This is a genomic window from Nocardia macrotermitis, assembly GCF_009604405.1.
GTDB lineage: Bacteria > Actinomycetota > Actinomycetes > Mycobacteriales > Mycobacteriaceae > Nocardia > Nocardia macrotermitis.
Window position 1 is genome coordinate 603,659 of record NZ_WEGK01000002.1, and the last position, 18,304, is coordinate 621,962.

The following is an 18,304-nucleotide window of genomic DNA, read 5'->3' on the forward strand; positions in this document are numbered from 1 at the left end:
TACGGGTCCCCGCCTCCCTTCGGTCAACTCAGGGGTTGGGGCTTTCGGACGTCGGTGTCGCCAGTGGCCAGCCGCCGGCCTGGAGCCGGGAGGTCACTCGTGCGATATCGTCCTCGCCCGGCAGCTCTTTGGCAACTCGGCCGATCGCGTCCTCGATCTCGTGCCGGGCGATCTCGTCGTCCCCGGCGCGCTCCCGGATCAGCTCGTCCACGACGGCGTGGACCTCGTAATCGGTGAGTCGGCGGTGCAGGACCGCGAGCAGTGCGACGTAATCGGTCGGCGGAACGCCCTGGGGATAACCCGCGCGTAGCCAAGCCAGCACCTTCCCCAGAAGCGATCGCCTCGCCTCGGTGCTCGGCGGTTGTTCGCGTTCCGGGCGCTGTTCCGGCGCGCGGGCTCGTTCGGGTGCGAGCGGCTGCTCCGAATCACGGGACTGCTCCGGTACGTGGGATCGCTCCGCCGCGCTCTGCTGTTTCGGGGCGGGGGGCTGGTCTGATTCGCGCGATGGTTCCGGTTCCTGCGACGGTTCCGCTCCGGTGGTCACGGATCGTCCTTTCCGTGGTCATTCCTGTCCGAACAGATGGATGCCGAGACGGGAAGCGAGAAAAGCCTTGGCTACGAACAACACTCCGGCGACCACCACCGCCAGCACGACGGCGTAACACAGCGCGGCCATGGCGACCGCGGCTCGTCGGCGGGACAGCGGGGTGACCTCGGACGTTCCGGATACGCCGACCCGGGCGACGGACTGGAATCGAATCCCCACCGCGAAGATCGCGGGCAATCCGGCCCCGAAGATCAGCGCGGCGAGGGTGACCCGCCACAACTCCCGCAGATCGGTCAGCAGAGTATGCATCACGCCCTCCCGGCCGAGGAGGATCGTGTCGCCGCCGGAGCGTCGGGTGGGCCGGCGCGGTCTTCCCGGTCTTCCCGCGAGCCCTGCCACTGATCGTTGACGTTGCCCGCGTGCACCGGTGTGCGACGCGAGCGCAGATACATGTACCCGGCCAGCACCAGCAGCAGCGCGAACACCACCAGCACGCCGGGCAGCCCGCCGATCCCGTGCGCCAGTGCCCAGCAGATCGCCCCGGCCACTCCGGCCAGCGGCAGGGTGAACAGCCAGGCCACCACCATCCGGCCCAGCACGTTCCAGCGCACCTCGGCCTCCGGACGTCCCAGCCCGGTGCCCAGGATCGCGCCGGTGACGGTCTGCGTGGTGGACAGCGGCAGCCCGAAGTGCGCGGAGGTGAGAATGATTGCCGCACTGGTGGATTCGGCGGCCAGACCCTGCGGCGGGCTGATGTCGACCAGGCCCTTGCCCAGGGTGCGGATGATCCGCCAGCCGCCCAGCGCGGTTCCGGCCGCGATGGCCGCGGCGCAGGCCACGATCACCCACAGCGGCAGCGAGTCCGACTGCTTGCTCGAGCCGTAGGCGATCAGGGCCAGGAAGATGATGCCCATGGTCTTCTGCGCGTCGTTGGTGCCGTGCGCGAGCGAGACCAGCGAGGCCGAACCGATCTGACCCCAGCGGAAACCGCGGTTCACCACGCCGGTGTCGCTGCCGCGGGTGATGCGGTACACCAGCCAGGTGCCGATCGTCGCGATCAGGGCGGCCACCACCGGCGACAGCACCGCCGGGATCACGATCTTGGTCAGCACGCCCTGGCTGCCCGCGGTCCAGATGACCCCGCCCCAGCCCAGCGCGGCGATGGTGGCGCCGATGATGCCGCCGAACAGCGCGTGCGAGGAACTCGACGGCAGGCCCAGCAGCCAGGTCAGCAGATTCCACAGGATGCCGCCGACCAGCCCGGCGAAGACGATAGCGAGCAGATCGCTGCCGTCGACCTGGTCGAGTCGGACGATCCTCTCGGCGACGGTCGCGGCGACCGCGACGCTCAGGAAGGCGCCGACCAGATTCAGGCTGCCGGACAGGATGACCGCGGTGTGGGGTTTGAGCGCGCCGGTGGCGATGGAGGTGGCCATCGCGTTCGCGGTGTCGTGAAAACCGTTGGTGAAGTCGAAGACAAGGGCGGTGATGATGACGATGAGCAGAACGATCAGTTCGGCGGTCACCGTTTCAGTGTGCGCTACGGCCGGGAAACCGACCCGTGGGTTCCGCTGAATCGAGACCTTCGCGCGTGTCTGCCGAATCGAGGGTGCTACAGATTTGCCATCGAGTGGAATCGGGTTGCCGGACAACCGGGCATCGCCGCGATTCAGTCCTCGTGCACCCGGCTGTCCCGCCGCAGCGGATGATCCGACGGCACCTCCACGAGCACGATCGGCACACCGTCCGGATCCCGCAACCACATCTCGATCAACCCCCACGGCTCCCGCACCGGCCCGCGCTCGAGCGCGATACCCCGCGCCACCAGCGTCGCCGCCGTCTCATCGGCACTGCGCACCTGCAACCACAGCGCCCCCGCGAACCCGACAGCCGCCCCCGCGTCCCGCCCGTGCCCCGCCACCTCGATCAGCGACTGCCCCGCGAAGAACACCGTCCCGCCCGGATACTCCCGCGCCACCGCCAACCCCAACCCGTCCCGATAGAACTCCACGGTCCGCCCGTAATCGACCGGCCGCAGAATCACCCGACTACTCAGAATGTCCACCCTCCGAGCGTAGGGCGAGGCCCCCACCCCGACCGGCATATCGCTCCCGCCGCGACCATCTCGTCGCCGGACCCGCAGTCCACGGTCGCGGATTCCCTATCCGCCGAACATCTTTCGAGCCCGAGCGGTGCATCCGTGCGGCGGTGCCTGTCGGGCGGTGCGCCGCCACCGGTGTCGTCGTCCGCTGCGACCGTAGATGCGGTGTTGCCGGATCCCGCACTCGCCGAATACCTTCCGCCTCGGTGCACGCTTGGGGTGGAGTCTCGTGCGCTGCCCGGATGTCGCATCGGTTCGTGTGCGCCCGGCAGTGCATGTCGAGGGGCCAGCGGGGCTATGGACAACGTGCGGCGATAGTCGTGGGTGGCACGGTTCCGGACACACCCGGGCGGGGCGTGTCGCCGGGTGGGGCTTGTGTCGGGAGGGCGCGGGGGCAAGATGGCGGGGTGTTCAATGCGAAGCTGTGGGAGCCCGTGGTGGGGTTCGAGGATCTGACCGATATCACGTATCACCGGCACGTCGAGCAGGGGACGGTGCGGGTGGCGTTCGATCGGCCCGAGGTGCGTAATGCGTTCCGGCCGCACACTGTGGACGAGTTGTATCGGGCGTTGGATCACGCGCGGATGACTTCGGATGTGGGGGCGGTGTTGTTGACCGGGAACGGGCCCAGTCCCAAGGACGGTGGGTGGGCGTTCTGTTCGGGTGGGGATCAGCGGATCCGGGGGCGTAGCGGGTATCAGTACGCGTCGGGGGACACCGCGGAGACGGTGGACAAGGCGCGGGCGGGGCGGTTGCACATCCTGGAGGTGCAGCGGCTGATCCGGTTCATGCCCAAGGTGGTCATCGCCCTGGTGAACGGGTGGGCCGCGGGTGGCGGGCACAGCCTGCACGTGGTGTGTGATCTGACCTTGGCGAGCCGGGAGCACGCGCGGTTCAAGCAGACCGACGCGGATGTGGGCAGTTTCGACGCCGGGTACGGGAGTGCGTATCTGGCCAAGATGGTCGGGCAGAAGTTCGCGCGCGAGATCTTCTTCCTGGGCCGGGCGTACACGGCCGAGGAGATGCACCATATGGGTGCGGTCAACGCGGTGGTCGAGCACGAGCGGCTCGAGGACGAGGCCCTGGAATGGACCGCGCAGATCCTGGGCAAGTCCCCGCAGGCGCAGCGGATGCTGAAATACGCGTTCAACCTGGCCGATGACGGTCTGGTCGGGCAGCAGCTGTTCGCCGGTGAGGCCACCCGCCTGGCCTACATGACCGACGAGGCCGTCGAGGGCCGGGACGCCTTCCTGGAGAAGCGCTCGCCGGACTGGTCCCCGTACCCCTGGTACTTCTAACGGTCCAGGTCAGCGGCCTGTCTGAAATATCACCTACTGGCCAGTTCCATTGGACGCCGTAAGAATGCGGGTTACCGTGCAGAGATGAGTGAACACACCGAGCCGTTGATCGACCGGAGTGCGATCGATACCGCTCGTTACGCCGAGCACGGTGGATTTCCCAAGGTCGCCGAGGCCCAGCCGGGGCCGAACTTCGCGCCGTTCGTGGAGGCCATGCGCACGTTGCAGGACCTGGCGGTCTCGGTGGACTGTCCGGACGAGGTCTTCGGCGAGGCGCTGGAACGGGTGCGCCAGCTCAACGATCTCCTCGAGCCGTATCGCGCACCGGAGACCGTCGGCCCGGCCGGCCGCGTCAGCGCCCTGCCCGGCCGCGGCAGCCTGCTGATGCCGCCGTGGCAGATCGTCGAGGCGGGGCCGAACGGCATCTCCATGCGCGGGGAATTCCGCCGCTACCACCTCGGCGGCAACAGTGCCGTGCACGGCGGGGTGCTGCCGCTGATGTTCGACGACCTGTTCGGCGCGCTCGTGCACTACGCCGGACATCCGATCAGCAGAACCGCGTTCCTGCACATCAACTACCGAAAAGTCACCCCGCTGCACACGCCGTTGAAGGTCGAGGGCACGGTCGATCGGGCCGAGGGACGCAAGGTTTTCGTCAGCGCGCGCCTGCGCGACGAATCGGATAACTTGCTGGCGGAATGTGAAGGGCTCATGGTGCAGTTGCTGCCCTGGCAGCCGTAGTTGGTTGTAGGACAGTGTGCCTGGAACGTCCGGTGCGTATAGTTGCGTGCGCTCGCTCATCGAAAATCAATCCGGAGGAACCTGAAAGTGGTTGCAGCACTGTCTGAATCCCTGCTCGACGACGCCAAGCGTCCGGCATTCCTGGCCGACGCCAAAGAGGTGCTGGACGCAGAGGTGTCGGATAAGGGTGGCGCGTCGGGCCTGGCCGTCAAGGGCGGATACGCCGCGGTGAAGAAGGTCAGCCCGTCGATCGTCGCGGATGCGCTGGAATCGTTCGCGCCCAAGTTCGTCGAGAAGCTCGAGCCGTACTGGGCCGAATTCCAGGGCAACGGCGGCGGCAACTTTGCCGACCTGCTGGTTTCCAAGCAGGACGAGGTTGCCGAGGCGCTGCTGTCGGTCACCGACGCGCGGGCCGAGAGCTCCTCGCGTCCGGCGCTGCAGAAGGTCTACTCCTCGCTGCGGTCCTCGGCCAAGAAGAATGTCGCCGAGGCGCTGCCGCGGGTCGGTGACCTGGTTCAGCGTCACGCCGGCTGAGTGGTGCACAGCCTTCGGTGTCGCGGTTCGCGGCCCGAAGGCTCCTCCCGGAGGTAGGTGTGAGCGGGTCCACGCACCACTGGCGGGAACAGTCTGACAGGGTGGGGGTGTGAATCCTTCGACAGCGCAAGCCCAGGTCGTCGTGGACGAATTGGCACGCGGCGGCGTCCGGGACGTCGTGCTGTGCCCCGGCTCGCGCAATGCGCCACTGGCCTTCGCCTTGCAGGCCGCCGATGCCGCGGGGCGGTTGCGGCTGCACATGCGCATCGACGAACGGACCGCGGGATTCCTGGCGATCGGCCTGGCCGTCGCCAGTGGCAGTCCCGTACCGGTGGTGATGACGTCGGGGACCGCCGTGGCCAATCTGGGTCCGGCCGTGCTGGAGGCCAATTACGCGCGGCAGCCGCTGATCGTGCTGAGCGCGAATCGCCCGTACGAGATGCTGGGCAGCGGGGCCAATCAGACCGTCGAGCAGTTCGGGCTGTTCGGGTCGCAGGTACGGCTGTCGAACAGTTTGGGGCTGGCCGAGCAGGAGGACGGTTACCGGCGGCAGAACAGCGTTTGGCGGGCGGCGGTGTGCCGGGTGCTGGCCGCGGCGCGCGGGACGCGGTCGGGTAATGCCGGTCCGGTGCAGCTGGATATTCCGCTGCGGGAGCCGCTGGTACCCGATCTCGCGCCGGGCGAGGTGATTCCGGCCGGGCGAGCGGATGGATCCGCTTGGACCGCAACGCAATACGCGACACTCGAGGTGCCCCTGGAACTGGATCTGACGCCCGACACGGTGGTCATCTCCGGGCACGGCGCGGGTCTGCGCCCCGAACTGGCCGACCTGCCGACCGTCGCCGAACCCACCGCGCCGCGGCACGGTCCGGCCTTGCATCCGCTGGCGTTGCCGCTGTTGAAACCCCGGCAGGCGATCATCACCGGGCGGCCCACGCTGCATCGGCAGGTGTCGCGGGTGCTTGCCGATCCCGAGGTCGAGGTGTTCGCGTTGACCACCGGTCCGCGGTGGCCCGATGTGTCCGGCAATGTGATCGGCACCGGGACCCGCGCGATCACCCGGGGGACGCCCGATCCGGCGTGGCTCGAGCGGTGTGCGGCGTTGAACGCCAAGGCTTCCGGCGTCGTGCGGGACGAGTTGGCCGGGCATCCCAAGCCGACCGGACTGCATGTGGCCGCGGTCGTGATGGACGCGTTGCGCGAGGGCGATCAGCTGCTGCTGGGCGCGTCGAACCCGGTGCGGGACGCGGCCCTGGTGTCGCATCCGCGGTCCGGGATCACGGTGAAATCCAATCGGGGCGTCGCGGGGATCGACGGCACGGTGTCGACCGCGGTCGGCGCGGCGCTGAGTCATCCCGGCCGCACCATCGCGCTGATCGGCGATCTGACGTTCCTGCACGACGCGTCGGGGCTGCTCATCGGGCCCGGGGAGCCGCGTCCGGAGGATCTGACCATCGTGGTCGCCAACGATGACGGCGGTGGCATCTTCGAACTGCTCGAGCAGGGGGATCCGCAGTACGCCGGGGTTTTCGAGCGGGTTTTCGGGACGCCGCACGGGATGGATCTGGCGGCGATGTGCGCGGCGTATCGGGTGCCGCATCGGCAGGTCGATCCGGCCGAGCTGGGGGTGGAGCTGACTCGGCACGCGCATGGGATGCGGGTGTTGGAGGTGGCCACCGAGCGGTCGAGTCTGCGGGAGTTGCACGCTGCGGTGCGGGCGGGGATCAGCGGGTAGGCGGCCGGACGAGTCGACGATTGCGACCAGCGGTCGGGTGGCTGATGACCGGTTACCGGTCGGAGGGTGCGCAGGGCTCGGGACGGGCCGGCGGTATTCGGCCGGAGGTGGGGCGCGGTCAGTAGTCGGTGTCGGCGTCTTCGGAGTTCTCGGCGTAGTCGTCGTCGAGGGGGACCTCGAGGGTCTGCTCGATGATGTCGGCTTCGTCGGCTTCGCGATCGGCTGCGGCCGTGGGGAATTCGGGTTCGGGTGCGTCGTCGGTGCGGTAGGCCGGGACGGACTGTTCGGCGCGATCGGCCTCGGGAACGTCATCGATGGTGAGGATGCGATCGGTCATCGGGTGCTCCTGTCCGGCGGGGGCGAGTCGCCCGCTGCTGCTCTACAAGGTCGAGAGTCCTCCGTTCGGGAGAGACTGGCAACCTGTCGGCGATCTGATCGCGTGCGAGGTGTTCCGATGCTGGTGACCGCATTTCGGGGAGTTCCGCACGCGCACCGATGAATTCGACGAGTGCGGGTCGTCAGATCTGCGAGGGACCGGTATGTCCGGGCCGCCGCATGCGAGGAGAACCATGACCACACCATTGTTCGATCTGGAGAATGCCGCGACGCTGCTGGAGTTGGTCGTCGCCGGAATCACCGACGACCAGCTCGACAACCCGACTCCCACCGATATGACGGTCGGCGAGATGGTGCAGCACGTCCTCGGATTTACCGAGGGATTCCGGCGCGGAGCCACGAAGGAGGGCATCGGAGCCTCGGTCCCACCCTCCGAGGCCGCACCGCAAACCCTCCCGCGGGACTGGCGTTCCCTCGTCCCCGCCCAGTTGAAAGCCCTGGTCGCCGCCTGGCGCGAGCCGACCGCCTGGGAGGGCGAAACCGAAGTGGGCGGCGCGACCGCCCCCGCCCCCGGAATGGCCCTGTTCGCCCTCGACGAGGTCATCGTGCACGGCTGGGACCTGGCCCGCGCCACCGCCCAACCCTTCACCCCCACCGACCACGACCTGGTCCCCCTCCTGGAAATGCTCGCCGACACCCCGCCCGAAGGCGTCCCCGGCCTCTTCGGCCCCCGCAGACCCGTCACCCCCGAAGCCTCCCTCCTCGACCGCGTCATCGCCCTCACCGGCCGCGACCCGGCCTGGCGCGCCTGAATCCCGAGCGCGTCGACCACCCCGCCCACGAGCAGCCCGAAGACCCGAAGGACCGGCGTGCCCGATCCGCTGCGTGGCCTCGGTGAAACGAGGCGTTCCAGGACGCTGCGAAGAATATCGAGCAGACCGATACCGCGCAGTCGGCCAGGAGCGTGGAGGTGCTCTCGGACGCGTTCTCCGAGACGCCGCCGGACATGCGCAATTCCATCGACGGTGTCGCGCGGTTGTCCGAGACCCCTGGCCGAACGCGACGAGCAGCTGATGCCCCCTGCGAGTGTGCGAACGTACAGCTTCATCCCCATGTTCGGAAGTATGACGTAGGGGTACGACACGTTTCTGAGGTCGTAATGCGTTGGGGCGGGGTGGTTAGGGGGTGAAGAGGCCGGAGTGGGCGGCGAGGGTGGCGGATTCGGCGGCGAGGGTGGCGGTGTGGTCGTCGATGGGGTCGCCGGTGGTCAGGAGGCGGTAGTAGAGGGGGGCGGCGACGGCGGAAAGGACTGCGCGAGGGTCGGTTTCGGGAGGGATCTCGCCTCGGGTCGCTGCGGCTTCGATGCAGGGGGTCCATTCGGTGAGGCGGGTGTCGTAGAAGTGGCGCAGGGCGGTGGCGGTGGTGGGGTCGGCGGTGGCGGCGGCGATCAGGGAGGCGAAGAGTTTGCCCTGGCGGGGGTCGTTGAGGGTGTGGGCGACCAGGCGGGCGTTGGCGAGCAGGTCCTCGCGCAGGGAGCCGGTGTCGGCACGGGGGAGTGAGGTTTCGGCCATCTCGGTGAGGAGGTCGGCGACCAGGCCCGCGGGGGTGCGCCAGCGGCGGTAGACGGTGGTTTTGCCGACGCCCGCGCGGGCGGCGACCTCGGCGGGGTCGAGGTGGGCGAAACCGCGTTCGGCGAGGAGGTCACCGGCTGCTCGCAGGACTGATTCGCGGACGCGGGCGGTGCGGCCGCCGGGGCGCAGTGAGCCCGGAGTGGTGGTGTCCTGATTCATAACGGTCCTCCAGTTCCGTTAACGGTCGCCCGAGTGTAGCGTGGGCATTGTTAATGAAACTTCTGTTCCGTTAGGAGTGGTCATGGAGTATCGGCGGTTGGGTGCTTCGGGGTTGACGGTTCCCGCGTTGAGTTTCGGTGCGGGCACCTTCGGTGGGCGCGGCGAACTGTTCGGCGCGTGGGGTGACACCGATGCGCGGCAGGCGCGCCGGATGGTCGACGTCGCGCTGGACGCGGGCGTCGCCATGTTCGACACCGCGGACGTGTATTCCGAGGGCGCGTCGGAACAGGTTCTGGGCGAGGCGATTCGAGGACGTCGCGATCGAGTGCTGTTGTCCACCAAGGCATCCCTGCCCACGGGTCCGGCGGCGTACGAGGCCGGATCGGGGCGTTCGCGGTTGATCGGCGCGGTGGAGGGCGCGCTGCGTCGTCTCGGCACCGAATATCTCGATCTGTTCCAGCTGCACGCGTTCGATGCGGGCACCCCGGTCGAGGAAGTGCTTGCCGCACTGGACGATCTGGTGCGCGGCGGCAAGATCCGGTATGTCGGCGCGTCCAATTTCGCCGGGTGGCAGTTGATGAAATCCCTTGCGGCAGCGGAACGGAACGGGCATGTCCGCTATGTCGCGCATCAGGTGTACTACTCGCTGCTCGGTCGCGATTACGAGTGGGAGCTGATGCCGCTGGGGCTGGATCAGGGCGTCGGCGCGGTGGTGTGGAGTCCGCTGGGTTGGGGGCGGCTGACGGGGAAAGTCCGTCGCGGACAACCACTTCCGGAGACCAGTCGACTGCATCGGACCGCCGAGGCCGGACCGCCCGTGGACGACGAACTGCTCTACGACGTGGTCGATGTCCTCGACGAGTTGGCCGCCGAGACCGGACGTTCGGTTCCGCAGATCGCGTTGAACTGGTTGCTGTCCCGGCCCACCGTCGCGAGTGTCATCATCGGCGCGCGCACCGAGGAGCAGCTACGTCAGAATCTGGGCGCGGTCGGCTGGCAGCTCGACGCCGACCAGATCGCCCGGTTGGACAAGGTCAGCGGCCGTACGCCGCCGTATCCGTACTACCCCTATTACCGGCTACCGGACTTCGCCCGGCTCAACCCACCGGCCGTGTAGGCGGGAACCCGGTCAGTAGATGTCGCGAACGTAGCGCTTCTCGGTGGTGAGCTGCTTCTTGTACGCGGTGGCGGCCTCGGGGGTCAGATTGCCGTGGATCTGGGCGATGGTCAGCAGCGTCTGGTCGACGTCGCGGGCCATGCGGCTGGCGTCCCCGCAGACGTAGATGTGGGCGCCGGATTGCAGCCAGGACCACAGTTCCGCGCCGTGCTCGAGCATGCGGTGCTGGACGTAGACGCGCTCGCGTTGGTCGCGGGAGAAGGCCAGGTCGAGGCGGGTGAGGAAGCCGTCGCGGAACATGTCCTCGAGTTCGGTGCGGTAGTAGAAGTTGTCGGCGGCGTGCTGATCGCCGAACAGCAGCCAGTTGCGGCCGCGGCAGCCCAGGGCGCGGCGTTCGTGCAGGAACCCGCGGAACGGCGCGATGCCGGTGCCGGGGCCGATCATGATCATCGGCGCCCCGGGGTCCAGCGGCGGGCGGAAATGCGGTGCACGCTGCAGGAAGATCGGAATCTGCGCGCCCGCACCGCGATCGGCCAGGAAGGTGGAGCAGACGCCGCCGCGCGGTGCGGCCGGATCGCCGTAACGCACCACGCCGACGGTCAATTGGACCTCGTGCGGATCGACCAGCGGGCTGGAGGAGATCGAATACTGCCGTGGCTGTAGCTTTTTCAGCGCGCCGAGCCAGTCCACCGGATCGGCGCGCATCGGGAAGTCGCGCAGCACGTCCACGGCCTGCTTGTCCCAGAGGTAGCCGTCGAGTTCGGTGCGGTTGTCGCGGCGCAGCAGTTTGGCCAGCTGCGGGCTGGGGTTGTGCGCGGCGATGAAGGTCAGCAGATCGTTGCTGACCCGGGTGATGTCGTAGTGGGTGCGCAGCGCGTGTTCGAGCGATACCTCGCGATCCTCGATCTCGGTCGGGTGCTGCGCGTCCAGGCCGGTCGCGTCGAGCCATTGCGCGACGAGCGTTTCGTCGTTGGTGGGCCAGACGCCGAGCGAGTCGCCGACCTCGTAGGTCGCGCCCCGGTCGCGCAGATCGAATCCGAACTGCCGCACCTCCTTCGAGGATCCGGGGCGGGAGAGGAGTTCGTTGCGCACGAGCGGGGCGGGGGTGGGGGCGTTGCGGGTGAATGCCGGTGCGGCCGGGCGAGATTTGGGTTCGGTCGATGAAACCTGTTGGGTGCGAGCAGGACTCAGTACGCCGACGCCCGACGGGCTCGATCCTGCCTGGCCGTGGCCACCGAGCCCGGCGGGCGCGCTTCCGGACCCGGTGTGGCCCGGTCCGCCAGCTCCGGAATCGCCTGTCCCGGCACCCGAATCGTCGCCCGGCCCCAACGCGCCGAGCACATCCTCGAGCCACTTCGCCGACAACTCACCATGATCCGGCTCGCTGTCCACGCGCGGAAGCAACCGGGTGGCACCGAATTTCGCGAGCAGCTCGTCCAGTTTCCGCCCGTGACCGCAGAAGTCGTCGTATGACGAATCCCCGATGGCGAACACCGCATAACGCACATTGTTCAGGCGAATCGAACTGTCGGACAACATATCCCAGAATTCGGCACCGTTGTCCGGTGGCCCGCCGTCCCCGAACGTACTGGTGATCACCAGCACATCACCGTCCAGGTCGGCCAATTCCCCGGAATTCATCTCCAACAACCGTGGCGCACAACCGGATTCGGACAATTTCCGCGCGGCCTCGGCGGCGAACTCCTCGGCGGTCCCGGTCTGCGAGGCCCACAGCACGGTGACCACACGCGGTTCCGCCACCGCCGCAACGTGTTCGGTCTCGATGACCCCGCCCCCCGTGGCCCGCGAGTACATCCCCGCGAGCAACCCGTCGATCCACAGCCGACTGCTGCGGGCCATCGGCGCGGATTCGGGCAGCACCGGTTGTCCCTGCACCGGAAGCGAATCCAGCGCCGCGAGATACCCGCCGAGGTAGATCCGCTCGGTATCGCTCAGCATCGGCGCGGCGGCGGTGTCCAGCCCGAGCATCCGGGCCAGCGGGTGCCCGTTTCCCGAGGTCACGGGCGCAGGTGCCGTGACCGGCGGCGTCTGCATGGGCGCGGGCGGCTCGGCCGCGATCCGGCGCAGCGAGACCGCGCACGCCTTGAACTCCGGCTGGAGCGACGCGTCGTCCACCGCGTCATTGGTCACCGCGTTCACCGTCAGGTATTCCCCCTGCTCGTCGTTCCAGTGGAAGGGCGCGAAGCAGTTGCCCGGCCGCACCCGGTCACTGATTTGCACCGGCAGCACGGCACGTCCACGGCGAGAAGTGATTTCGAGCTGATCCTCCGGTCGCACACCGAGCCGCGCGGCGTCCTCGGGGTGGATCTCGGCGAAGGGTTTGCCGTTCAGCTTGGTCAGTTTGGCGACCTTGCCGGTCTTGGTCATGGTGTGCCACTGATGCGGCAGCCGTCCGGTGTTGAGCACGAAAGGGTAGTCGTCGTCGGGCATTTCGCGCGGTTCCAGGTGCGGGCGCGGCCAGAACACCGCGCGGCGGCTCGGCGTCGCGAAGGCCAGTTCGGGGGTGTTCCCCGCGGCGTCGGTGAACAGGTGCTGGCTCACTCCGTCGTTGCGATAACGAATCGGATTGCGCCGCCGCGCCGGATCCGGACACGGCCACTGCAACGGCCCGGCCCGCAATTCCTCGTAGGAGACCCCGCGCAGATCGTATCCGGTAGCGGGGTTGGCGAACCCGCGTACCTCCTCGAAAACCTCCGCACTGGAAGCGAATTCGAATCCAGGAAACCCCATCGCGGTGGCCACCTGCGCGATCAGCAACCAATCCGGACGCGCGTCGCCGATCGGATCGATGGACCGCTGCAACAGACTCACATCGCGTTCGGAATTCACCATCACACCGTCTGCCTCGGCCCACAATGTCGCGGGCAGCAGCACATCGGCGTAGGCATTGGTCGCGGTCTCGGCGTAGACGTCCTGGGTGACGACCAATTCGGCCGCCTCCAACCCGGAGATCACCGTCTTCCGATTCGCCACCGACGCAACGGGATTGCTACAGATGATCCAGCACGCCCGGATCTTCCCGTCGGCCAGCTCCCGGAACATCTCGATCGTGCCCGGCCCGGACTCGGTACGAATCGTCCCGGGCGCCAACCCCCACGCGGTCTCCACGAACGTCCGATCGGCCTCGGACAACACGCTGCGCTGACCGGGCAGCCCCGGACCCATGTACCCCATTTCCCTGCCGCCCATGGCATTCGGCTGCCCGGTCAGCGAGAACGGCCCGCTGCCGGTGCGGCAGATCGCGCCGGTGGCCAGATGTAGATTGCACAGCGCGTTGGTGTTCCAGGTGCCGTGCGTGGACTGGTTCAACCCCATCGTCCACAGCGACATCCATTCGCCCGCCTCACCGATCCACGTTGCGGCAGTGCGGATATCGGCCTCGGCCAGCCCGGTGATCTCCGCGACCCGGTCCGGGGGATAGTCGGCGAGGAATTCGCCCATCGCCTCCCAGCCCTCGGTGTGCGCGGCGATGAAATCGCTGTCTATGTCACCGTTTTCGACCAGCAGATACAGCAGCCCGTTGAGCAGCGCGAGATCGGTGCCGGGCGCGATCTGCAGGAAAAGGTCTGCGTTGCGGGCGGTTTCGGTGCGTCGCGGATCGACCACGATGAGTTTGGCCCCGGCACTCTTGCGGCGGTCGGCCAGGCGCAGATACAGAATCGGATGGCAGTCGGCCATATTCGCGCCGATCACCAGGAACAGATCGGAATTGTCGATGTCGTCGTAGGATCCGGGCGGCCCGTCCGCGCCGAGCGACTGCTTGTATCCGGTGCCCGCGCTGGCCATGCACAACCGCGAATTCGATTCGATGTGCACCGTGCGCAGATAGCCCTTGGCCAGTTTGGTGGCCAGGTACTGCGCCTCCAACGACATCTGCCCCGAGACGTACAGCGCGATCGCGTCCGGCCCGTGCGTGTCCAGGATGGCCCGCAGCCGCCCGGCGACCTCGCGGACCGCGTCGTCCATCGCGACCGGTGTGGGTTCGTGCCCGCGTTCGTCGCGACGCAGGGCCGTGGTCATCCGGCCCGGCGCGCGCATCATCTCGGCGTGGGTGGCGCCCTTCGTGCACAGCCGTCCGGCGTTGACCGGATGCAGTTTGTTACCGCGCACGGACGCGATGACGGGCGCGCCGGATTCGTCCACCTTCGTCTCGACCGTGATCCCGCACCCCACGCCGCAGTACGAACACGTGGTGTCGACGTTCGCCGGGCCGGAGGGTGCAGGGGACATGACTCGATCATCGCGAGCCGCGATTGCGCCGGATTTACCGAACGTTATCGGCGGGTGACAAAACTCCGCACACGCCGTAGTCGATCTTGTGAGGAGTGAGCGATGTCACCGGAAAACCGGCGGACGCAGCGGAAATCCGCCCGGATCGGTGCTAGTCGGACCTCACCACGCGACAACGCCCGCGTCATCGAAGAAGCCGCCGCGCGGTCCGTCGTCGGGCAGGGTGGCCAGCCGGATCGCGATCGCCGCGCCCTCCCTCGGGGTGCGGGTCGAATTGTGCCCGGTGAAATCGGTCGCCACATAACCGGGGCAGCAGGCGTTGACGAGAATGTTCGTTTCGGCGAGTCGGCGCGCGTACTGCACGGTGAGGCTGTTGAGCATGGATTTCGACGGGGCGTAGGCAGCCATGATCGGGCCGGTCCGCAAGGTCAGCGAGCCCATGTTGCTGGAGACGTTGACGATGCGGGGCGCGGGTGCGCGATGCAGCAGCGGGAGCATCGCGTTGGTCACCCGGACGACGCCGAAGACGTTGGTATCCAACACGGTTCGCACGACGCCGAGGTCGAGCGTTGTCGGATCCTGCGCGCCGTCGTCGGCCCGGCCGCCGATGCCCGCGTTGTTGACCAGCACGTCGAGCCGCTCGATGGCCGCGGCCGCCGCGGCGACGCTCTCGTCGGAGGTGACATCCAGCGCGACCCCGAACGCGTCGATCCCCTCGGCCCGCAGTTTCTCGACAGCGTCGGCCCGCCTGCCGTCGTCACGTGCCCCCACCGCGACCGTGTACCCGAGCGTGCCCAGCCCCTGCGCGATGGCGAAGCCGATGCCCTTGTTCGCGCCGGTGACCAGCGCGGTCTTCGTATCCTTCACGAGATCCATGCTCGACCGGGCCGAACGCGGCGTCCAAGATCAACCGGATCGGCTGTGATACTCGCCGGGTATCAGCGCGCTACGCTGCGTGGGTGGATCTGGAAACCCGCGAGCTGCGCTATTTCCTCGCCGTCGCCGAGGAACTGCATTTCGGGCGGGCCGCCGAACGCCTGGGCATGGCGCAACCGCCGCTGTCCCGCGCGATTCGCCAGTTGGAGCGGCGGCTCGGCGTGCAACTCTTCGATCGGGACCGGCGCGGGGTGGCGCTGACCGCGGCCGGTCGGGTGCTGGTTCGGGAGGCCGGTAGCGCGCTGGACGCGGTCGCGGCCGCCGCCCGTCGCACCCAGCGTGCCGGTGCGTCGACGAATTCGCTGGTCCTGGTCACGAAGGCCGGGGCGTCGCACGATCTGCTGCGCCGACTCCTGGACACCCACGCCGCCGACCCGGACGCGGCGTCGGTGGAGATCCTGCTGTGCGAGGTCGGCGAGCAGGCGGGCGCGTTGCGCGACGGCCGCGCCGACGTGGCGATCATGCACCGCCCCTACGACGACCTGGCCGGATTCGACACCGAGGACCTGCACGTGGAGGGCCAGGTCGCGATCCTGCCCGCAACCCACCCTCTCGCCGCCCGCGAAGAACTCACTCTCGCCGAGGTCAGCCACGTCCCCGGCCTGCCGATCGCCCGCTGGCCCCGTCTCGACGGCACCTACCCCGAAGGCCCCGGCCCCGAGGTCCGCACCCAATCCAAGCTCGCCCAACTCGTCGCCCTGGGCCGAACCCTGCTGGTCATCCCCGCATCCAGCCGCGCATGGCAATGGCCCGAACACGTCGCGGTCCCCGTCGTCGACGCCCCGGACGTCACCACCGTCATCGCCTGGCCGTCGCACAGCCGCTCCCGCGCGGTCGCCGCACTCGTTCGCACGGCCGCCGATCTACGCGCCCTAACCGAGGTTGTAACCCCGATGCAGCGCGACGATGCCGCCGGTGAGGTTGCGCCACTTGACCGATGACCAACCCGCGTCGGTCATCCGCAGCGCCAGCTGACGCTGATTCGGCCAGGCGCGAATCGACTCGGCCAGATAGACGTACGCGTCCGGATTACTGCTGACCGCCCGCGCCACCTGCGGCAGCGCCCGCATCAGATACTCCATGTAGATCGTCCGGAACGGCCCGAACACCGGCGTCGAGAATTCCGCGATCACCAGCCGCCCACCGGGTTTCGTGACGCGCAGCATCTCCCGCATCGCCCCGTCGGGATCCGAGAAGTTGCGCAGCCCATAGGAAATGGTGACCGCGTCGAAGGAATCATCGGCGAACGGCAGCTGCGTACCGTCCGCGGCGACCATCGGCACCTTGCGGAACCGCCCCGCGTCCAACATCCCCCGCGAGAAATCCGCCGCCACACACCAGGCCCCCGACTTGGCGAACTCCAGCGTCGACACCCCGGTCCCGGCCGCCAGATCCAGCACCCGCTCCCCGGGCCGCAACGCCAGCGCCTGCCGGGTCGCCCACCGCCAATACCTGTCCTGCCCCGCCGAAATCACGGTGTTGGTCAGGTCGTACCGCTTCGCGACCCCATCGAACATCGACGCGACCTCGTGCGGTTCCTTGTCCAGCGAGGCACGGAACGACTCTGTTTTCGCCACGTCCCCGACCCTAGCCTGATCCGCCCGCGCCGCCGACCCGGGCCACTTCCCGCCCGCCGCACCGCATCCGGATCGATGCCGATTCCGGAGTGATCTTGCAGCCGATTCCCAGCTTCGGGCCGGGCGTGTGGCCGTGTGACGCCTACGCGCTGCGGTAGATCTGGTCGGTCGTCGTCCCCAGCACGTCCGCGTAATGCCCCATCAACTCGTCGCAGATGGCGGGCCAGGTGCGGTGCAGGACGGATTTGCGGGCGGCGGCGGCGAAGCGGGCGCGGTGGGCGGGGTCCTGGAGGGCACCGACGGCGCTGGGGAGCAGTTCGCTGAAACGGTCGACCGGGAGCAGATATCCGTTGCGGCAGTGGGCGATCAGGTCGCGCGGGCCGCCCGCGTCGGGGCCGACGACCGGCAGGCCGCTGGCGAGTGCCTCCTGCACGCCCTGGCAGAAGGTCTCGTGTTCGCCCGCGTGCACCATCACGTCCAGGCTCGCGTAGGCGCGGCCCAGTTCGTCGCCGCCGAGCTCGCCGGTGAAGATCGCCGAGGGCATCAACTCGGCCAGGCGCGCCCGATCGGGGCCGTCACCCACGATGACCAGCTGAATATCCGGATCCCCGTCCAATACGGCGAGCCGTTCCACATGCTTCTCTGGAGCCAGCCGCCCGACGAACCCGACCACCAGACGCTGCTGCGCCGACCACGCCTCGCGCAGTTCCGCCGACCGCGCCGAGGGCGTGAAGCGCGCGATGTCGACCCCGCGCGCCCACCGGTGCACACGCGGAATCCCGTGCCGCGCAAGATCTTCCGCGGCAGCCGAGGAGGGCGCGAGGGTGCGGGCGGCGCGCTGGTGGATGCGCCGGGTCCACGCCCACGCCGCCCGCCGGGCCGGGCCGAGCCCATAGCTCTGCGCGAATCCGGCGACATCGGTCTGATATACCGCCACCGCGGGCAGATCCAGCCGCAGCGCCGCGGACATCCCCCCGGCCCCGAGCAGGAACGGCGAGGCCAGATGCACGATATCGGCGTCGAACTCCTCGATCGCCGCGGTGATCCCGGGCTGCGGCAGCCCGACCGGCAGCGAACTGATCTTCGGCACCATCACCGCGGGCACCCGCACCACCGGGAACTTCCCGTACGACCGCGGCGCGGGTGGTTCCCCGCGCGGGGTGTCGGGGGCGATGATCAGCGCGTCGTGGCCGTGCCGCTCCAGATGCCCGAGCACCTGCAGCACGGAGTTGACGACGCCGTTCATATTCGGCAGGAACGACTCCGAAACGATCGCTACACGCACCCTTCGAGTGTGTTCGAGCGGCGACGCGAAGCCGCCACGACCATGTGACGGGTATG

General features: G+C 68.5%; 17 protein-coding genes. 7 read left to right on the forward strand and 10 right to left on the reverse strand.

The annotated features are described in order from the left end of the window. Positions 1-28: 28 nt before the first annotated feature. From NRB20_RS39230 to NRB20_RS06540, 4 genes are all read right to left on the reverse strand, one after another. Positions 29-544, reverse strand: coding sequence for a DUF3349 domain-containing protein (locus NRB20_RS39230; RefSeq protein ID WP_319944546.1), 516 nt, complete (start codon positions 542-544; stop codon positions 29-31). An 18-nt stretch (positions 545-562) separates the two neighbouring features. Continuing rightward, on the reverse strand, positions 563-856 hold the full coding sequence (locus NRB20_RS06530; protein WP_153408384.1) for a hypothetical protein: 294 nt from the start codon (positions 854-856) through the stop codon (positions 563-565). Next, positions 856-2,073, reverse strand: coding sequence for an inorganic phosphate transporter (locus NRB20_RS06535; RefSeq protein WP_319944547.1), 1,218 nt, complete (start codon positions 2,071-2,073; stop codon positions 856-858). The genes NRB20_RS06530 and NRB20_RS06535 overlap by 1 nt, the downstream gene beginning before the upstream one ends. Positions 2,074-2,216: 143 nt before the next feature. Next, positions 2,217-2,612, reverse strand: a complete 396-nt coding sequence (locus NRB20_RS06540; protein WP_319944548.1) for a VOC family protein — start codon at positions 2,610-2,612, stop codon at positions 2,217-2,219. 443 nt (positions 2,613-3,055) lie between these two features. Here NRB20_RS06540 and NRB20_RS06545 point away from each other — a divergent pair, with 443 nt between their 5' ends. From NRB20_RS06545 to menD, 4 genes are all read left to right on the forward strand, one after another. Next, a complete protein-coding gene (locus tag NRB20_RS06545) occupies positions 3,056-3,946 on the forward strand; it encodes a 1,4-dihydroxy-2-naphthoyl-CoA synthase (protein ID WP_319944549.1) in 891 nt (296 codons plus the stop codon). Positions 3,947-4,030: 84 nt separating this feature from the next. Then, positions 4,031-4,687, forward strand: a complete 657-nt coding sequence (locus NRB20_RS06550) for a PaaI family thioesterase (protein ID WP_153408387.1) — start codon at positions 4,031-4,033, stop codon at positions 4,685-4,687. 87 nt (positions 4,688-4,774) lie between these two features. Beyond that, entirely contained in the window at positions 4,775-5,221 is a 447-nt protein-coding gene (locus NRB20_RS06555) for a DUF6918 family protein (RefSeq protein WP_319944550.1), read from the forward strand. A 109-nt stretch (positions 5,222-5,330) separates the two neighbouring features. After that, on the forward strand, positions 5,331-6,956 hold the full coding sequence (gene menD, locus NRB20_RS06560) for a 2-succinyl-5-enolpyruvyl-6-hydroxy-3-cyclohexene-1-carboxylic-acid synthase (protein WP_319944551.1): 1,626 nt from the start codon (positions 5,331-5,333) through the stop codon (positions 6,954-6,956). 118 nt (positions 6,957-7,074) lie between these two features. Here the strand turns inward: menD and NRB20_RS06565 are convergent, their stop codons facing one another. Further along, positions 7,075-7,293, reverse strand: coding sequence for a hypothetical protein (locus NRB20_RS06565; RefSeq protein WP_153408389.1), 219 nt, complete (start codon positions 7,291-7,293; stop codon positions 7,075-7,077). Positions 7,294-7,525: 232 nt separating this feature from the next. Between NRB20_RS06565 and NRB20_RS06570 the strand changes: the two genes are divergently transcribed. After that, the gene (locus NRB20_RS06570) at positions 7,526-8,104 is read left to right on the forward strand and encodes a TIGR03086 family metal-binding protein (protein ID WP_153408391.1); all 579 of its coding nucleotides are present in this window, start codon (positions 7,526-7,528) and stop codon (positions 8,102-8,104) included. Positions 8,105-8,470: 366 nt separating this feature from the next. Here NRB20_RS06570 and NRB20_RS06575 read toward each other — a convergent pair whose 3' ends face one another. Next, positions 8,471-9,082 (reverse strand): TetR/AcrR family transcriptional regulator, encoded by a 612-nt coding sequence (locus NRB20_RS06575; protein ID WP_153408393.1) that lies wholly within the window; start codon positions 9,080-9,082, stop codon positions 8,471-8,473. An 82-nt stretch (positions 9,083-9,164) separates the two neighbouring features. Here NRB20_RS06575 and NRB20_RS06580 point away from each other — a divergent pair, with 82 nt between their 5' ends. After that, positions 9,165-10,199, forward strand: coding sequence for an aldo/keto reductase (locus tag NRB20_RS06580; RefSeq protein WP_153408395.1), 1,035 nt, complete (start codon positions 9,165-9,167; stop codon positions 10,197-10,199). Positions 10,200-10,211: 12 nt separating this feature from the next. Here the strand turns inward: NRB20_RS06580 and NRB20_RS06585 are convergent, their stop codons facing one another. After that, positions 10,212-14,450 carry a bifunctional nitrate reductase/sulfite reductase flavoprotein subunit alpha gene (locus NRB20_RS06585; protein ID WP_153408398.1) on the reverse strand — a complete coding sequence of 1,413 codons (4,239 nt, stop codon included), beginning with the start codon at positions 14,448-14,450 and terminating at the stop codon, positions 10,212-10,214. A 162-nt stretch (positions 14,451-14,612) separates the two neighbouring features. After that, the gene (locus NRB20_RS06590) at positions 14,613-15,326 is read right to left on the reverse strand and encodes an SDR family oxidoreductase (protein ID WP_153408400.1); all 714 of its coding nucleotides are present in this window, start codon (positions 15,324-15,326) and stop codon (positions 14,613-14,615) included. Positions 15,327-15,409: 83 nt separating this feature from the next. Here NRB20_RS06590 and NRB20_RS06595 point away from each other — a divergent pair, with 83 nt between their 5' ends. Continuing rightward, positions 15,410-16,327 (forward strand): LysR family transcriptional regulator, encoded by a 918-nt coding sequence (locus NRB20_RS06595; RefSeq protein WP_319944552.1) that lies wholly within the window; start codon positions 15,410-15,412, stop codon positions 16,325-16,327. On the opposite strand, the gene NRB20_RS06600 is transcribed toward NRB20_RS06595, so the two are convergent. Together NRB20_RS06600 and NRB20_RS06605 are read right to left on the reverse strand one after the other, a co-directional pair. Next, on the reverse strand, positions 16,259-16,903 hold the full coding sequence (locus NRB20_RS06600) for a demethylmenaquinone methyltransferase (protein WP_194289751.1): 645 nt from the start codon (positions 16,901-16,903) through the stop codon (positions 16,259-16,261). The two genes, NRB20_RS06595 and NRB20_RS06600, sit on opposite strands and share 69 nt — an antisense overlap. A gap of 202 nt (positions 16,904-17,105) precedes the next feature. Further along, positions 17,106-18,248, reverse strand: coding sequence for a glycosyltransferase family 4 protein (locus NRB20_RS06605; protein WP_319944553.1), 1,143 nt, complete (start codon positions 18,246-18,248; stop codon positions 17,106-17,108). Positions 18,249-18,304: the final 56 nt, after the last annotated feature.